Source organism: Flagellimonas meridianipacifica (assembly GCF_003001695.1).
Taxonomy (GTDB): domain Bacteria; phylum Bacteroidota; class Bacteroidia; order Flavobacteriales; family Flavobacteriaceae; genus Flagellimonas; species Flagellimonas meridianipacifica.
The window spans coordinates 1,482,949-1,498,924 of record NZ_PVYX01000002.1 but is presented as its reverse complement, the minus strand read 5'-3'; the positions used below and the strand labels follow the sequence as shown (position 1 = coordinate 1,498,924).

Below are 15,976 nucleotides of genomic sequence, written 5' to 3'. Positions count from 1 at the left end.
GAATTTTAAGTCAAAATCATTGACAAAGAGGTATTTATATTTTTTTGTAATTTGGAAAAAACTATCGTGCATGCAGAACTGGGTATATGTAGTCTTGGCCATACTTACGGTGTATATCCTCATAAGCGTTCTTCTTTTCTTTTTTCAGGACTTCTTTCTGTTCAAACCAGAAAAGTTGAATAAGGACTTCCAGTTTCACTACGAAAATCAAGAAACGGAAGAATACAATGTAGAAACTAGGGATGGAGCCATAATCAATGGTCTACATTTTAAAGCCAAAGACCCGAAAGGGGTTGTTTTTTATCTGAAGGGCAACTCCAAGAGCATAAAAGGCTGGGGCAAATTCGCAGTGGATTTTACAAGACATGGCTATGATGTCATTATGGTTGATTATCGGGGATTTGGAAAAAGCACAGGTCGTCGTACCCAAAAAGCGGTAAAACGCGATATGCAGGTTATCTATAATAAAATCAAAAAAAAGGTATCGGAAAAATACATCATTCTTTACGGTAGGTCTTTAGGTTCGGGTTTTGCCGCAAAATTGGCTTCCATGAATGAACCACGTATGTTGATTTTGGATGCGCCCTACTACAGTTTGAGTAAAGTGGCTAAAAAGTATATCCCCTTTATGCCCTTGTCGTTACTGATTAAATTCCCAATGCCAACCTATAAGTGGCTGAAATATGTGAAATGTCCCATTCATATACTTCATGGTACTGATGATAGGCTGATTCCTTATAAAACCAGCGTTAAACTTTCTAAAATCAATCCCAAGCGAACCAAGTTATATACAATAATTGGTGGTGGTCATAAAGATTTGAACACCTTTGAATCGTATCATAGCATGTTGGGTGACATAATTAATTCACGTCCTAGAAAAGTGAACCTTGAAGGGTCAAGTATTGATGTGAAACATACTTCAAAACCGATTAATGCGTAAACTAGGTCGTTTTGCGATTATTATATTTGTTCTGTTCTTAACCCTTTCTCTTATGCTTACCTTGTTTCAGGAAAAGTTTATTTTTCTACCCACTCAACTTCCAGAAAGCTATACCTATTCTTTTGAAAGTGATTTTGAAGAATTCTTCCTGACCAGTCCGGATGGGGCCAAGCTCAATGCGTTGCATTTTAAGACAGAAAACCCAAAAGGGGTCATTTTGTATTTCCACGGAAATGCAGGAGATTTATCAAGATGGGGGCGAATTGCCCGTAACTTTCTTGATTTTGAATACGATGTAATTATAATGGATTATAGAGGGTATGGAAAAAGCACAGGGAAAAGAAATGAGTCCAATCTTTTGAAGGATGCACAATTGTTTTATGAACATACCACAGGATTGTTCCCAGAACACCAAATCGTAATCTACGGAAGGTCATTGGGATGCAGTATAGGCACCCATGTAGCTTCAAACAATGAAATCAAAAAACTGATATTGGAAACTCCATTTTTCAATCTGACCGATGTGGCTCAAGACCGTTTTCCATTTTTACCCATGAAAAGTATTTTGAAGTACAAGTTGAACTCGAACGAATTTATTAAAAAGGTTCAAGCGCCAATCCGTATTTTTCATGGTACCGAAGATAGGGTAGTGGCGTATGATTCAGGGAAGCGTTTGTTTAAATCAATTCCAATAACTGATAAAAAAATGTATACCATTGAGGGGGGCAAACATAACGACCTTGACCAGTTTGAAGTATACTGGCAAGGTATACGGGCAGAGTTAGACAACTAGCTCAATCAAATAAATCTGAAGACAGATACCGATCTCCACGATCACAAACAATCGATACAATCGTGCCCCTTTCCAAAGTCTCCGCCAACCGTAACGCTACGGTAGCAGCCCCGCCACTGCTCATACCAGAGAAAATACCCTCGTCTTTAGCCAATCTTTTTGCCATAACCACGGCCTCATCCTGGCTTACTTCCATAATTAGGTCCACCTTACTGGGGTTAAAAATCTTGGGAAGATATGCCTCGGGCCATTTACGTATGCCCGGTATCCTGGAGTTATCCGTTGGTTGAACACCAATTATATTTATGGCTTGATTTTGTTCCTTCAAATAGGTAGAAGTTCCCATTATGGTTCCGGTTGTTCCCATGCTGGACACAAAATGGGTAACATCGCCATTGGTATCATTCCAAATCTCCGGACCTGTGGTCTTGTAATGGGCCTTCCAATTGTCATCATTTGCAAATTGATTGAGCATTTTAAAGCCCTGATTGTGCACCTTGGCTTCTGCATAGTCCCTAGCGCCTTCTATTCCAATATCAGAAGAAGTGAGAGTAACCTTGGCACCATAGGCTCGCATGGTCTGCACACGCTCTTTTGTGGAGTTTTCGGGCATTACCAATTCTATATCCAGGCCATAAACACCAGCTATCATGGCTAAGGCAATTCCCGTATTGCCACTGGTGGCCTCAATTAGTTTTGTGGTTTTGGTAATTTCACCCCGTTCCAAGCCGCTTTTAATCATATTGTAAGCAGGTCTATCCTTAACACTTCCACCTGGATTATGCCCCTCCAGTTTAAACAAGAGCTTTACGTTCTTGTTAGTATTCAAGACCCGCGATTCCACCAAAGGAGTATTACCGATAAGGTCCAAAATGTTACTCGACATCAGCGGTCTTTATTTTTATTTCAGGAGTATGAAAAACTGTGGAATTTGGAGGAACCGAAGAGGTTAACCAAGCATTACCACCAATAACCGAATTTTCACCGACTACCGTTTCGCCTCCAAGAATGGTTGCGTTGGCATAGATGGTAACATTGGACATAATGGTAGGGTGCCTTTTTATTTTTTGAAGTTTTTTATCCACGTAAAGTGCTCCCAAGGTAACCCCTTGATAGACTTTTACATTATCGTGAATTACAGCTGTTTCTCCTATAACTACCCCTGTTGCATGGTCTATAAAAAATGATTTGCCTATTTGGGCACCAGGATTGATATCAACCCCAGTTTGTCTATGTGCATATTCCGTCATCAATCTGGGGACTAATGGAAATCCTTCTTTGTACAATTCATGGGCCAATCTGTAAATGGCTATTGCATAAAACCCGGGGTAGGCCATATAGATTTCCTGCATGGAAAGTGAGGCGGGGTCACAGTTCAATATAGCTTCTGCGTCCAAATTTAGTTTTTCAAGAATGGATGGGAGTTTAGAAACATATTTACTCCAAAGCTTATCACAAGGTTTGTTTGCATCCCAACATGCTAAATCAACAAGCCTTGTAAACTGTTTTTCGAGAAGGTCTAAATTCTCCTCAACGGGAGTGTTGACATCGAAGAGGGTATAGAAAAGAGTGTTCGTGAATTCCTCCGTTTCCCTTTTTAATCTATAGTCCAGGTAGGGTTGTTTCTTATGCCCCTTTAGTTCTTGAATGATTTTTTCCTTATCCATGATTGATTAGTAAGCCTTAAAAATAGATAAAACATATCCATACCGCTCTGAATTCTCTAACTTTAGCGTAAAAATAACATCTAGATTGTCGCATGGAGATTCAAAGCATTTCAAAAGAGACCCTTGATTTTTTAAAAGAATTGGAAAACAACAACAATAGGGATTGGTTCGAGGCCCATAAGCCAACATTCAAAATGCACGAATCTGCGGTAAAACAGTTTTATGCCAATGTTCAGGAGAACCTCAACGTTCATGATGAAATTGAAAAAATGAAGATGTTCCGCATATATCGCGATGTACGCTTTTCAAAAGATAAAACTCCGTATAAATCTCATTTTGCTGGCTCCTTCTCCCGCCTTGGGGCACATTTAAGAGGGGGTTATTATCTTAGAATAAAACCTGGAGAAACTTTTGCAGCGGTTGGTTTTTGGGAGCCCAATAAAGAAGACCTTTTCCGAATCCGAAAAGAGTTTGAAATGGATGCCTCGGACTTTAGAAGCGTGATTGGTAAAAAATCATTGAAGTCCATTTGGGGAGAGATTCAAGGCGACGGGGTAAAAACAGCTCCCAAAGGATTTGATAAAGAACATCCAGACATAGACCTAATCAAAAGAAAACAGTTCATTTTCGTAAGGAACTTTTCGGATAAAGAAGTACTGGATGAATCCTTTCTTGAAGAGGTGAACAAATCTTTCAAGGCCATACGCCCCTTCTTTGATATCATGAGCGATATCTTGACCACTAACTTAAATGGGGAATCGCTACTGGACTAGTATCGCTTCTTGTAGCAATTGCAATTGGTCCTTTAACCGCTCTATAACCATATTCATCATTCGTTTGTTAAGAGCAGAAGAATTTGTAATGTAAACAGTGTATTCTTCAACGGTAAATTGACCAATAATTATTCCTTTAAGGGAATTCCGAAACTTGATATCCTTTTGAATGGACTTTTCAATATAACTGAGCTTTTTTTCATTGGACAATTCATAGAATACCCCTTTGTGCTTTCTTACGTAGTTTTTAAAAACCTCTACGAGTAAAACGTTTTGCATTTTGATAATAGGGCGGAGCGTTTTATTCTGGAAGTGCTCTTCCATGCTCATATTATCGTGTATTCTTGCTTTGGGAATTTCGGGACGGATGTCCAACAACTTACTGGATCGTGAATCCATGGCGTTTCGTTTTATTAAAATTACAGAAACATCAATTCTACAAATTTAGCAAGAGCAATACTTTTTAACTATGTTATGAACAGAGTTTGGGAATACTTAACTTCGTCTTAGCGTATTAATAACACACCTATGAAATTTGGAAAGGTAGAACAGCCTGAACTCATCGATTTTACAATACCTGCGGATCACCCGGAAACTGCGGGCGTATTGGGAAAAAACAAGGACAAAGGTCCTTCAAATATTTTTGTAGGTTGTGCCAAATGGAACAGACAGGATTTAAAAAACTTTTATCCAAGAGGTACAAAAGATGAATTGGTCTACTATTCATCACAGTTTAATTGCATTGAGCTAAATGCTACGTTTTACCGAATATTCCCTGCTGAGCAGTATGAAAAGTGGTATGATAAAACTCCAGATGATTTTAAGTTTTTTCCAAAGATGACCAACGAAGTGAGCCATTTAAGAAGATTGAACGACAAGGTTTATGGCATTGTAGATCGCTATTTGGAAGTAACCTCCTTATTGAAAGAGAAATTGGGAACCATTTTTTTACAGATGCACAATAATTTCAATCCCAAAAATTGGGATAGGGTAGTGCGATTTGTGGAATATTGGCCCAAAGAATTTTCGTTGGCCATGGAATTTAGGCACACGGACTGGTTCAATGATGAAAAAGTAGCTCAAGAACTATATCACCTTCTTGAAGAAAATGATATTGCCAATGTTTTGGTAGACACAGCGGGAAGAAGAGACCTTATGCATATGCGATTAACAAACAACGAGGCCTTTATTCGATATGTTGGCGCCAATCACGAATCGGATTACCCAAGATTGGATGACTGGGTAAAAAGATTAAAAGCATGGGAACTGCAAGGGTTGAAAAACATACACTTTTTTGTACATCAAAATTTGGAGTTGGAATCTCCCTTGCTTTCAGCCTATTTTATTAAGAACTTGAACGAAGCTTTTGGTTCGGAATTGAAAATTCCGTCGACCTTAGTGCAACCTAGTCCACCAAGTCTGTTTTAATAGGGAATACCCACTTCCACAAAGGTATTTTTGGTATGGAACCTTGGCGAAACAGGTGCAGCCATACAACATGTGGACCCCAAATAAAACAATGAAAGCTCTTGGAGCTGTTTCACTTCACTTCCAATTTTGATATTTGCGGAAAGTTCTATGGTTCCTACCGCAGGCCCTCCCACAATGGATAAATACCATGTGCGACCTCTTTCATCTTCAATATCAATGTTGTACCGTTCATTTCTGAATGCCGGGATGGACGGATTCTGTTTATAAATCCAGGGACGTAAAACAATCAAATCTCCTGGGATATGTTGAATCCGAGTAATGGTTCCTGTTATAGGTGAATGAATTCTATGATAGTTTTTGTTATGTAAAAACACATTGGTGAACGTGTAGTTTTTTGGGATTTCGTTGTATTTCAAACCGAAAACTGTTGTTACTGAGCGGATATCGGTTTTCACTTGAACGTAATCCAGATTTTCAACTTTGTTCTCGTCACATAGCAGACCTTCGCAAGGCCAGACAAAAGGGCTGTCATTCAGTGGTAGTTCCTTGAATTCCCTTATGAAGAAATCTTGAAAGGATTCAAATTCTTCCTTTCCAAAAGGTGGTTTGAACTTGTCCAGATAGTCCTTATCCGAATAATTAAGTCGGATGTAGGATTTGATGATTTTTTTGGAGTATGGCTTGTTGTAGACGGAACTGTACCAGGATGAAAGATAACGTTGAATAGGGCTGGGTAGATTACCCCATAATTCCAAAGAAAGGTATTTGTAAAATTTTGCCCTCCAATCTGGCACTTGAAAAACGGTAAAGCTAGGGTCTGAATAGTATTCGACACTGGTTTGCATGATGGTTGTTGTTTTGATCGATGCCTGAATTTATTTAGAAGATATTTTTTACGGCTCTTAATTAAGAAAAGTTTATTTCATCATTAACAAATTTTATCAAAATAATAATGTTTTTGTTAAAAGTGTTACAGAAAAATCAGTCATAGGCCAAAGCTTTAATTTTGTCGTATATCCCAAAAACATTCTGATGAAATTTCACTCGAGAAAATGGGTCAAGCCTGAAGATTTAAATGCCAATGGGACTCTGTTTGGAGGTAAAGTACTGGCTTGGATTGACGAGGAAGCAGCACTATACAGCATTGTTCAATTGGAGAACAAAAAAGTAGTGACCAAATATATGTCTGAAATCAATTTCATGAGCAATGCTCAAAAAGGCGATATCATAGAGATTGGGATAGAAGTTGTAAAATTTGGAACAACCTCTATAACCTTGAACTGTGAAGTACGAAATAAAATGACCCATGAGAGTATTGTTACCGTGGACAATATCATTATGGTCAACCTTGATGATATGGGAAATCCGAAACCGCATGGAAAAACCAAAGTCGAGTACGTAAAAGACCGATTGGCCAAAAAAGAAAAGGAAGTATCAGGGTAATTCAGTACCCAAACAATTGTTCTATCATTCCATCTTACCGTAATTGATTGATACCTTTTATTCTGCAGGTTTTGTTAGCAAATTACTATACCAACGTAAACCGCATTTTGACAACAAAAAACCTACCCTTCAAAACAATTAGTTGGCCAAACAGGTTTTAATGGTCAAATTACCTATTGCATTTAGATAGGTAACATGGGAAGCGCAGAATTATTACGCTATTTGGAAAAACTTGAGATTGGTCTCAGCAGTTTTTCGTATGAAGAACTGAACACCTCGGAAGCGGGTGAACTAAAGAGAACATTCAACGAATTCAAAAACGGTCTTGAAAACAAGGTATTTGGTGTCCCTTCAACAAATGAATTGGAGGTAATCTACGAGGAGATAGGTATTTTAAAACCAAAAGCAGAAAACAAAACAGACTACAAGAGGGCACTGGAAAAGGTAAACCTGTTGCTTGACGAGTTTGATGCATCTGGACTCAATAAAAAACAGAATGAGCTATTGCAAGAACTGAGGCAAGTATGCATGACTTCAGGTTCCTCGGAACAAGAAGATAATAGTGTCGAGAAAAGTTTAGGAACCAAGGATAATGACCGTATCAACTTGGTACCTCTTTGGGAGGAATGCATGCACCGAATGGATTTGATGGAAGAATTGGCCAGACTTTATAAACAAAACATTTTTGAATTTGTAGGTAAGACCAAGGTACATCTACAAAGCAAAAATGTACGGGGATTGGATTTTTCTTGCCAAAAGGTACGACCTTCCTTAAGGATGTTACATTGTTATACGCTTTTAGAAATCACTGAACAAATGTCAAAAGTTTGCAAATCGGATAATGATTTGAAACATTTGAATTTCTTATATAACCAATTTTTAGAGGAATATCCTAAAGTAGAAAAGCTTTTGGACAAAAACATGCTTCTATTTAAGAAATAATGGAACCAGAATTATTACCAGACTATTACCAAAGCGTTTTTTATCAGTTGTTCAAGTTCACAACAGATGAAGAGTGCAAGTTGATTTTGCTCGAGCAAATTCTGGAGCTTGGTGATGAAAAAGAAATTTCCTTGTTGGAAGAGCTTGAGTGCATGGAAACTTTAAAAATCAGCACTAGGGCATATGAAGTAAAATGTCTTTTGCAAAAGCGCTTGGAATTGGAACAAAAAGAATTGGAACGCCTCCCCATGAGTCTATGCTTTTTGTATGAGGAGTTTGATATCCATCCTCCAAAGTCAGATGTCGATGTAGATATAGATTTTGAGCTTTCCTTGGAAATTTTATCAGATGAATAACAAATGTTCACATTTTTTTCACAACGAAAACCCTTAGTTTCACCACAATTTGTTGTAATACCTCAATCTTTAAGTTAGGTTTACGAAGAGTAATGAATACCCAAACTTAAAACCACCTAAGTTATGTTATACGATACCTACGGAGAAGAATACTTGGCCTTTCTTCAAGAGTTGAACGAAATATTGAGTATGAACGAACTGGTAGAATTGGATTACCTATAGTCTCAAATCAAAATACCTTTAGTCCCATGAAAAATCAAAACCAAGAAAACGCAGCTTACTTGAATTTTATTCGAGATTTAAACCAAATGTTGACAGACTTCAACATTACACAGCTGAATTACCCCAATAGCTTTAAATAAATAACAGAAAAAAGGAGCCAATAGGCTCCTTTTTTTATTTCCTATCCCAAGTAGGATTTAAGGTTTTTGTTTTTGGAAGCATGTCTTAGTTTTCGAATCGCCTTTTCCCGAATTTGACGAACCCTTTCCCGGGTCAAATCAAAAGCGTTCCCTATTTCCTCTAAAGTCATCGATGGCTCATCACCAATTCCGTAGTACAATCTTACGATATCCGCTTCCCTTGGTGTTAGGGTATCTAAAGCTCTGTTGATCTCTGTGTTTAAGGACTGGTGCATCAATCCCTTATCAGGTTTTGGGGACTCACTCACATTTAGAACATCGTATAAGCTTGAAGTTTCTCCCTCTTTCAATGGTGCATCCATGGAAACATGCGGACCAATATTTTTTAGGGATTGTTTCACTTCAGAGACAGTCATATCCAATTCCTTTGCTATTTCCTCGGGAGATGGTGGACGCTCATGGGCCTGTTCCAAATACGAAAATGTCTTTTTGATTCGGTTAATGGTACCAATTTTATTTAATGGAAGGCGAACCACTCGCGCTTGTTCGGCTAAAGCTTGTAAAATAGATTGTCTAATCCACCAAACTGCGTAAGAAATAAACTTGAACCCTCGGGTCTCATCAAATCGTTGAGCGGCTTTTACCAATCCCAAATTCCCTTCATTGATTAAATCTGGCAAGGTAAGCCCCTGGTTTTGGTATTGTTTAGCCACTGAAACAACAAATCTGAGATTGGCCTTTGTCAATTTTTCCAACGCCACTTGGTCTCCTTTTTTAATCCTTTGTGCCAGTTCCACCTCTTCCTGGGCGGTAATCAAATCAATTTTACTGATATCCTGTAGGTACTTGTCAAGGGATTTGGACTCTCTGTTGGTTACTTGCTTTACAATCTTCAGTTGCCTCATACGAAATAGTGGTTTCAGGTTATTCCGGGTATGATATTACTTCAACCACATTACAATTCCAAGCGCATTTTTGGATACTTATTAAAATGTTATGAAGAATTTTCGCTATGATTTAATCAGCAAAAACATTGTTAATAGTCTATTGATATTAAAGCAATGTTAAACCTGAAAACAGGTGTAAAAAACAACTAATTTTGTAAGGTTTGATGCAGCATAAAACTTAACACCCTTTTTTTTGGAAATACAAAAGGTCAAAAACACGAAAACACTTTACGATTACCAACACGAAGATTTGAAAAAAATCTTCAACCAAATACACGAGCTTCCTGCAGGGACCAACATTTTGTACCAGTTGCCCACAGGTGGAGGTAAAACAGTGGTATTCTCCGAAATTGCTAGGCAATATATTCAGGAAACTGGAAAAAAGGTAATTGTTCTAACTCACAGAATCGAACTGAGCAGACAGACTTCGAATATGTTGAATGGTTTTGGGGTTACCAATACCATCATCAACAGTGAGGTTAAGGAGCTTTATGACCAAGATGATTATATGTGCTTCGTGGCCATGGTGGAGACCTTGAACAACCGTTTGCAAGAAGAAAAAGTACAAATCAATAACATTGGATTGGTGATTATTGATGAGGCCCATTATAATTCCTTCAGAAAACTGTTCAAGTATTTTGAGAATGCTACTATACTCGGGGTAACGGCTACGCCTTTAAGTTCGAACATCAAGCTCCCCATGAAGGACCATTACAAGCATTTAATTGTAGGAGAGTCCATTCAATCCTTAATCAACAAACAGTTTTTAGCAAAGGCCAATTTATATAATTATGATGTTAGCCTAAGGACGTTAAAGATTGGAATAAACGGCGATTACACCGTTAAGTCTTCAGACGAGTTTTATAGCAATCAAAGCATGCTTGGCAAATTGGTTGCCGCTTATGAAGAATTGGCCAAAGGAACCAAAACGCTAATTTTTAATAACGGAATCAGTACCTCGTTGTACGTCTATGAAACTTTCAAAAAAGCGGGGTACAATATCAGACATCTTGATAATAAGAATACAGCCACGGAAAGAGCTGAAATATTAGAATGGTTTTCCAAAACCCCGGATGCTATTTTGACTTCGGTCAGTATTCTTACCACGGGTTTTGATGAACCTACTGTGGAGTCCATAATCCTAAATCGAGCTACAAGGTCTTTGACGCTATACTTCCAAATGATTGGAAGGGGGTCTCGAGTGCTTCCTAACAAAAGTGAATTCAACGTTGTCGACTTGGGTAACAACATTGCACGGTTTGGGCCATGGGATTCACCGGTAGATTGGCAGGAAATCTTTCATTTCCCGGATTTCTATCTGGAGAACATCAAAAATGATGAGGACATTGAACGCGAGTTTGTCTATGAAATGCCAGATGAATTAAAGGCCAAGTTCAGTAAATCAGAAAACATCCATTTTGATATAAAGGCAGAGTACAAAAAGGTATTTGCGGAAGGGTTGAAGTCTAAGTTGGTATTGGAGCGAAGCATTGAACAACATGCCCAAATCTGTGTGGAAAACAGTGAGGACGTTTTTGATGCCAGAATCCTGGCCAAAGAACTCAAGGAAGAGATTCAGTATAGGGTAAGGCAATATTCCTATTGTATTATGAACAATACCAAAAACTACAAAGAATGGCTCGAGGAAGATTACGAACGTAAATTACGCTCCAATATCTCCAAGAAATTTGCAGCCATGATGTAATTTGATGAGCAAAGTACTTATTATTGGGCATCATTGGCCCGAGCCGACTACAACGGCGGCGGGACATCGAATGGTTCAACTAATTGAGGCTTTTTCACACTTTGGATGGTCCGTTACCTTTGTTTCCACAGCCTCTAAAACCGAATATTCCCTGAATTTGAAAAAACTTGGGGTTGAAACCGCTTCCATACAGCTCAACCATTTTAGTTTTGATGATTTTATCAAAGAGCTCAATCCTCAATATGTGGTTTTTGACCGATTCATGGTAGAAGAGCAATTTGGTTGGCGTGTTGCGGAACATGCTCCAAAAGCCATTCAGATTTTAAATACTGAAGATTTGCACTCTCTTAGAAAAACCCGTGAAGCATATCATAAAAAAGGGGAGGAGTTCACCCTTGAAAAATGGAAGGGTGGAGATATCACTAAACGAGAAATTGCCAGTATCTATCGGAGTGATTTGAGTTTAATGATTTCCAAATTTGAAATGATTACACTTCTGGAAGAACTTCAGATTCCAGAAAACCTATTGATGCATCTTCCCTTTATGATGGAAGAAGTAACTAAAACTACCCAAGCTAAATGGCCATCTTTTAAAGAACGAAAGGATTTTATCACCTACGGCAATGGAAAACATAAGCCCAATGTAGATGCCATCATTTATCTGAAAGAAACCATATGGCCACTGATAAGAGAAAAACTTCCCAAAGCGGATCTAAAGGTTTATGGGGCTTATTTACCACAACAGATAAAACAAATGCATGCCCCTCAGGAAGGGTTTCATGTCCTAGGTTGGATAGAAAATTTGGATGTGGAAATTCAAAAAGCACGCATCGTGTTGGCACCTTTACGTTTTGGTGCCGGAATCAAAGGAAAGATTACGGATGCTCTAAAAAATGGAACTCCCGTTGTTACCACCAAAATAGGGGAAGAGGGGATGTCTTTAAATTTACCATCCATACAATCCGTTGAGAACAATGACCCAAAAACGTTTATGGACTGTGCGGTCCAATTGTATTCGACAAGGGAACTATGGTGTGAAGCCCAAAAACAAGGTTTGGAATCCATAAATGTTCAATATTCGAAAACAAAGCACCAACAAAGGCTACAAAAAACCCTTGAGGGAATATCTGAAAGTATTTTGAAACATCGCAACGAAAACTTTATTGGAGCTTTACTACAACATCAAAGTATGGTTGCGACAAAATACATGGGAAAGTGGATTGAAGAAAAAAATAGAGGATAAAGGTTATTTATTGGAGGTTCTACTCCAATTTCATTCTGTAAATATAGAAAGGACCTTTTCCTTCATCAGTTCCCCCAGTAAAAGCTGGAGTTTTATGCAGTTGATTTACCGTCATATAAATCCATCCGTCCGGGCCTAGTGAAACGTTGTCAGGCCAATCAATTTTGGCATCGCGGATTAAGGGCTTTAGATCCCCTTCAGATGTTAAAACATCAATTCCATAGTGTTGAATATTTGTAAAATAGTGGTTGCCAGATGCATCAGTGGCAGCCCCGTCAGAAACAGGCTTTGGCCCCATTATTTTAATATTCTTATCAATATCGTAATCGGTTCTACCATTTCTAAACATTTCTGTAGGTAACTGATACCAAGTAGTTCCATTCATGGCCCCGTAAAACAAAGTTTCCTTATCAGCACTCAAGGTAATAGGGTTAATGGCAACGCTCGCCGGAGCACCACCAAAATTGATTAGCTGACCATCTATGATCATATCCACTTTCTCAGCTTGAACGGATTCATTTGCAAAGCGCCTTGTTTTCTTTGTTTCAAGATGTAATGCAAGAATTCCAGGATTACCAATATCTGCCAGATACACCCATCCATTTTTTTCATCAACGGCCAAGTCTTGGACAAAACTTCCTTTTGGAGCAATTTCTTGGGGGAAATCATATCGAAAAACCTCCTTTTTAGTTTCGATATCAAAAGCAAATAAACGAGTTGTTCCTAAATTCAATCCAGCATCGATTAACCACAACCTATTCTGATTGTCGATACGAATTCCCAGTGGGGCATCCAGCTTATCTGTTGACGGTGTTTTCGAATCGTTTTGATAGCTTGTGCTCGGAAAATTTTCATAGCTGTTCTTACCAGTTATTTCAACCAATTGAAATGTGGGGTTGACCAAAGGATGTATTGTAGTAAAGACTCTTCCCGAAGGAGAGACAGCAACGTTTCCTGGCCTAATATCCATTTCTGCAATTATTTGAATTGCCTTCTCATTTTGAGCTTCAATACAGAAGGATGCAATAAGAGCGATTGATAGGGTAAAAATTGTTTTTTTCATACCTGAGCGTTTAGTCCATTTTAGTATGATGCAAGATACGTTGGTTTTTATGATTATTCCGGTTGATTAGTTGAATGCTGCACCAGTGCTTTGGTAAAAAAGTCAATTTGAAAATTCATTTCTTTGTAAGAGTAAATTATTTATATGAAATCACCCAATTGGCAGACCGCTATCGAATTTGAAGACATTACCTATAAAAAGAGCGATGGTGTGGCACGAATTGCCTTTAACAGACCCAATGTTCGGAATGCATTCCGTCCTAGAACCACTAGCGAATTGTACAAAGCTTTTTATGATGCACAAGAAGATACTTCCATTGGTGTTGTACTTCTTTCTGCAGAAGGCCCTTCAACTAAAGATGGTAAATGGGCTTTTTGTAGTGGTGGCGACCAAAAGGCAAGGGGGCACCAAGGCTATGTTGGTGAAGACGGATATCATCGCCTTAACATTCTAGAGGTGCAACGCTTAATTCGCTTTATGCCCAAAGTTGTTATTGCGGTTGTTCCTGGTTGGGCCGTGGGTGGCGGACATAGTTTGCACGTGGTTTGCGATATGACCTTGGCCAGTAAAGAACATGCTATTTTTAAGCAAACAGATGCGGATGTCACCAGTTTTGATGGAGGATATGGTTCTGCTTATTTGGCAAAGATGGTTGGCCAAAAGAAGGCTCGTGAAATATTCTTTTTAGGAAGAAACTATTCTGCGCAGGAAGCTTTTGAAATGGGCATGGTTAACGCAGTTATTCCTCATGATGAGTTAGAAGCTACTGCCTACCAATGGGCACAGGAGATTTTGGAAAAATCGCCTACATCCATAAAAATGTTAAAGTTTGCCATGAATCTAACAGACGATGGCATGGTAGGTCAACAGGTCTTTGCTGGTGAGGCTACACGATTAGCGTATATGACCGATGAAGCCAAAGAGGGCAGGGATGCCTTTTTGGAAAAACGTAAACCTAATTTTGGTAAGGATCAATGGATACCTTAGTGGATTGGTTTTTTAACTTATGTCAAAAACAAAAAGAATATCGATTTTAATACCCGACGCCGAAGAGGGTCTTTTTGTTCATGTTTTTAATTGTTTGATAACTATGGATGGGCTTGATATCCATATAGTATCGAAAAACAAAACTCATCCTTTTCAATATTCTAAATATGTCAAGAGCTTTACTAGCTTTTCTTCAGAACTAGGTAACGAAGCGTTCTTAGCCTTCATTAACAACCTCTGTCATTCAAAAGGAATTGACTTATTATTTCCAATCATGCCCCCAATGATAGACTTTATCTTGGAATATAGTCATCGATTTATTGAAACAGTTGGGTTGCCTCTTCTCCCACAAAAATGGTCTTTAGAAGTGGTAAACGACAAAATAGTATTCTCGGAACATTTACAATCCAAGAATATTCCTGGGCCTGCTTTTCAAACCTTTAAATTACCTCTATCCCAGGACAACTTGAAACTTTCATTTCCAATTCTGATCAAACCGCATCAAGGTAAAGAAAGTGGCAGCGGTCAAGGAATTATGTTGATATACGATATAGAAGAGTTTAACGATTTAATCCCTAGTTTGGGAGAAGACGGAAAAACAGTTTTTATCCAAGAGTATATAAAAGGATTCGACATTGACTGTAGTGTATTGTGCAAAGAAGGAGAAATACTTCAGCATACAATCCAAAGGGGGGTATTACCAGGAAAAACTTCTTTTTCTCCCCATGATGGTGTTATACTTGAACACAATGAAGGAGTCCTTGAAGTAACTAAAGCACTGATGAAGTCTTTAAATTGGACTGGAGTGGCTCATGTAGATTTACGATTTGATGAAAAACAGCTGGGTTACAAGGTGATTGAGGTGAATGGTAGATTTTGGCAATCTATTTTAGCCTCTCTCTATGTGGGAGTTAATTTCCCTCAATTGTTAGTGCTAAGTGCCTTTGGTAAAAAGATTAAAAATGCAGAGTATGATACCAAAACGTTTTATAACCGTAGCGGAGCATTAAAACTAATTAGACGAAATCCAGGCATTCTGTTTAACTTGAGAAAACTTTGGTCTTCAACCCCATTAAAATTTGTTTTTTACGATCCAATACCATGGATTGTTGTTGCCAAAAGAACCATTTATGGTAGACTATTTGGGTAAAGCGTCTTATTGAAAAGAAGAATAAATGGGTAGGGAATTGCCAGAAACTTAGTTAATGGATTTGTTCAGCCCCATTTTATTTTGGAATTATTTGGCGTTCTCCTTTTGGAACCAAGCAATCAAACTACCACTTAAAAAATGTAACAAACTAAAAAGAGCCTTGCCACTTGGGTC

The 15,976-nt window shown here is 38.3% G+C and carries 17 protein-coding genes; 11 read left to right on the top strand and 6 right to left on the bottom strand.

What is annotated here, in order from left to right; genetic code table 11:
• Positions 1–70: 70 nt before the first annotated feature.
• Both CLV81_RS16885 and CLV81_RS16880 read left to right on the top strand, forming a co-directional pair.
• Positions 71–940: an alpha/beta hydrolase gene (locus tag CLV81_RS16885; RefSeq protein WP_106146599.1), complete on the top strand. Its 870-nt coding sequence runs from the start codon at positions 71–73 to the stop codon at positions 938–940.
• Entirely contained in the window at positions 933–1,733 is an 801-nt protein-coding gene (locus CLV81_RS16880; protein WP_106146597.1) for an alpha/beta hydrolase, read from the top strand. The genes CLV81_RS16885 and CLV81_RS16880 overlap by 8 nt, the downstream gene beginning before the upstream one ends.
• Before the next feature lies 1 nt (position 1,734).
• On the opposite strand, the gene cysM is transcribed toward CLV81_RS16880, so the two are convergent.
• Together cysM and epsC are read right to left on the bottom strand one after the other, a co-directional pair.
• Entirely contained in the window at positions 1,735–2,619 is an 885-nt protein-coding gene (gene cysM / locus CLV81_RS16875) for a cysteine synthase CysM (protein ID WP_106146595.1), read from the bottom strand.
• Positions 2,609–3,400 (bottom strand): serine O-acetyltransferase EpsC, encoded by a 792-nt coding sequence (epsC, locus tag CLV81_RS16870; protein WP_106146593.1) that lies wholly within the window; start codon positions 3,398–3,400, stop codon positions 2,609–2,611. The genes cysM and epsC overlap by 11 nt, the downstream gene beginning before the upstream one ends.
• 92 nt (positions 3,401–3,492) lie before the next feature.
• On the opposite strand from epsC, the gene CLV81_RS16865 reads away from it, so the two are divergent.
• Entirely contained in the window at positions 3,493–4,173 is a 681-nt protein-coding gene (locus CLV81_RS16865; RefSeq protein WP_106146591.1) for a DUF2461 domain-containing protein, read from the top strand.
• Here CLV81_RS16865 and CLV81_RS16860 read toward each other — a convergent pair.
• Complete coding sequence (locus CLV81_RS16860) at positions 4,162–4,572, bottom strand: glyoxalase (protein ID WP_106146589.1); 411 nt, start codon at positions 4,570–4,572, stop codon at positions 4,162–4,164. The two genes, CLV81_RS16865 and CLV81_RS16860, sit on opposite strands and share 12 nt — an antisense overlap.
• Before the next feature lie 129 nt (positions 4,573–4,701).
• On the opposite strand from CLV81_RS16860, the gene CLV81_RS16855 reads away from it, so the two are divergent.
• Entirely contained in the window at positions 4,702–5,601 is a 900-nt protein-coding gene (locus CLV81_RS16855; RefSeq protein ID WP_106146588.1) for a DUF72 domain-containing protein, read from the top strand.
• Here the strand turns inward: CLV81_RS16855 and CLV81_RS16850 are convergent.
• Positions 5,598–6,449, bottom strand: a complete 852-nt coding sequence (locus CLV81_RS16850) for a phosphatidylserine decarboxylase (protein ID WP_106146586.1) — start codon at positions 6,447–6,449, stop codon at positions 5,598–5,600. The genes CLV81_RS16855 and CLV81_RS16850 overlap by 4 nt on opposite strands.
• A gap of 187 nt (positions 6,450–6,636) precedes the next feature.
• Here CLV81_RS16850 and CLV81_RS16845 point away from each other — a divergent pair, with 187 nt between their 5' ends.
• From CLV81_RS16845 to CLV81_RS16835, 3 genes are all read left to right on the top strand, one after another.
• On the top strand, positions 6,637–7,047 hold the full coding sequence (locus CLV81_RS16845) for an acyl-CoA thioesterase (protein ID WP_106146584.1): 411 nt from the start codon (positions 6,637–6,639) through the stop codon (positions 7,045–7,047).
• 195 nt (positions 7,048–7,242) lie between these two features.
• Positions 7,243–7,989 (top strand): hypothetical protein, encoded by a 747-nt coding sequence (locus CLV81_RS16840; protein ID WP_106146582.1) that lies wholly within the window; start codon positions 7,243–7,245, stop codon positions 7,987–7,989.
• The gene (locus CLV81_RS16835; RefSeq protein WP_106146580.1) at positions 7,989–8,345 is read left to right on the top strand and encodes a hypothetical protein; all 357 of its coding nucleotides are present in this window, start codon (positions 7,989–7,991) and stop codon (positions 8,343–8,345) included. The genes CLV81_RS16840 and CLV81_RS16835 overlap by 1 nt, the downstream gene beginning before the upstream one ends.
• Before the next feature lie 403 nt (positions 8,346–8,748).
• On the opposite strand, the gene CLV81_RS16830 is transcribed toward CLV81_RS16835, so the two are convergent.
• A complete protein-coding gene (locus CLV81_RS16830) occupies positions 8,749–9,612 on the bottom strand; it encodes a sigma-70 family RNA polymerase sigma factor (protein ID WP_106146579.1) in 864 nt (287 codons plus the stop codon).
• A 235-nt stretch (positions 9,613–9,847) separates the two neighbouring features.
• Between CLV81_RS16830 and CLV81_RS16825 the strand changes: the two genes are divergently transcribed.
• Entirely contained in the window at positions 9,848–11,359 is a 1,512-nt protein-coding gene (locus tag CLV81_RS16825) for a DEAD/DEAH box helicase (protein WP_106146577.1), read from the top strand.
• Positions 11,360–11,363: 4 nt separating this feature from the next.
• Complete coding sequence (locus tag CLV81_RS16820) at positions 11,364–12,602, top strand: glycosyltransferase (protein WP_106146575.1); 1,239 nt, start codon at positions 11,364–11,366, stop codon at positions 12,600–12,602.
• A gap of 19 nt (positions 12,603–12,621) precedes the next feature.
• On the opposite strand, the gene CLV81_RS16815 is transcribed toward CLV81_RS16820, so the two are convergent.
• A complete protein-coding gene (locus CLV81_RS16815; protein WP_106146573.1) occupies positions 12,622–13,665 on the bottom strand; it encodes an L-dopachrome tautomerase-related protein in 1,044 nt (347 codons plus the stop codon).
• Positions 13,666–13,809: 144 nt separating this feature from the next.
• Here CLV81_RS16815 and CLV81_RS16810 point away from each other — a divergent pair, with 144 nt between their 5' ends.
• Positions 13,810–14,652, top strand: a complete 843-nt coding sequence (locus tag CLV81_RS16810) for a 1,4-dihydroxy-2-naphthoyl-CoA synthase (RefSeq protein ID WP_106146571.1) — start codon at positions 13,810–13,812, stop codon at positions 14,650–14,652.
• 19 nt (positions 14,653–14,671) lie between these two features.
• Positions 14,672–15,802, top strand: coding sequence for an ATP-grasp domain-containing protein (locus CLV81_RS16805; protein WP_106146569.1), 1,131 nt, complete (start codon positions 14,672–14,674; stop codon positions 15,800–15,802).
• Positions 15,803–15,976 lie beyond the last annotated feature (174 nt).

What these genes read in the sequence shown, in the direction of transcription:
- CLV81_RS16805 (WP_106146569.1), top strand. Translation starts at nt 14,672, where the DNA reads ATGTCAAAAACAAAAAGAATATCGATTTTAATACCCGACGCCGAAGAG.
- CLV81_RS16845 (WP_106146584.1), top strand. Translation starts at nt 6,637, where the DNA reads ATGAAATTTCACTCGAGAAAATGGGTCAAGCCTGAAGATTTAAATGCC.
- CLV81_RS16865 (WP_106146591.1), top strand. Translation starts at nt 3,493, where the DNA reads ATGGAGATTCAAAGCATTTCAAAAGAGACCCTTGATTTTTTAAAAGAA.
- CLV81_RS16860 (WP_106146589.1), bottom strand. Translation starts at nt 4,572, where the DNA reads ATGGATTCACGATCCAGTAAGTTGTTGGACATCCGTCCCGAAATTCCC.
- CLV81_RS16835 (WP_106146580.1), top strand. Translation starts at nt 7,989, where the DNA reads ATGGAACCAGAATTATTACCAGACTATTACCAAAGCGTTTTTTATCAG.
- CLV81_RS16840 (WP_106146582.1), top strand. Translation starts at nt 7,243, where the DNA reads ATGGGAAGCGCAGAATTATTACGCTATTTGGAAAAACTTGAGATTGGT.
- cysM (WP_106146595.1), bottom strand. Translation starts at nt 2,619, where the DNA reads ATGTCGAGTAACATTTTGGACCTTATCGGTAATACTCCTTTGGTGGAA.
- CLV81_RS16850 (WP_106146586.1), bottom strand. Translation starts at nt 6,449, where the DNA reads ATGCAAACCAGTGTCGAATACTATTCAGACCCTAGCTTTACCGTTTTT.
- CLV81_RS16815 (WP_106146573.1), bottom strand. Translation starts at nt 13,665, where the DNA reads ATGAAAAAAACAATTTTTACCCTATCAATCGCTCTTATTGCATCCTTC.
- CLV81_RS16810 (WP_106146571.1), top strand. Translation starts at nt 13,810, where the DNA reads ATGAAATCACCCAATTGGCAGACCGCTATCGAATTTGAAGACATTACC.
- CLV81_RS16880 (WP_106146597.1), top strand. Translation starts at nt 933, where the DNA reads ATGCGTAAACTAGGTCGTTTTGCGATTATTATATTTGTTCTGTTCTTA.
- CLV81_RS16820 (WP_106146575.1), top strand. Translation starts at nt 11,364, where the DNA reads ATGAGCAAAGTACTTATTATTGGGCATCATTGGCCCGAGCCGACTACA.
- CLV81_RS16830 (WP_106146579.1), bottom strand. Translation starts at nt 9,612, where the DNA reads ATGAGGCAACTGAAGATTGTAAAGCAAGTAACCAACAGAGAGTCCAAA.
- CLV81_RS16855 (WP_106146588.1), top strand. Translation starts at nt 4,702, where the DNA reads ATGAAATTTGGAAAGGTAGAACAGCCTGAACTCATCGATTTTACAATA.
- CLV81_RS16885 (WP_106146599.1), top strand. Translation starts at nt 71, where the DNA reads ATGCAGAACTGGGTATATGTAGTCTTGGCCATACTTACGGTGTATATC.
- epsC (WP_106146593.1), bottom strand. Translation starts at nt 3,400, where the DNA reads ATGGATAAGGAAAAAATCATTCAAGAACTAAAGGGGCATAAGAAACAA.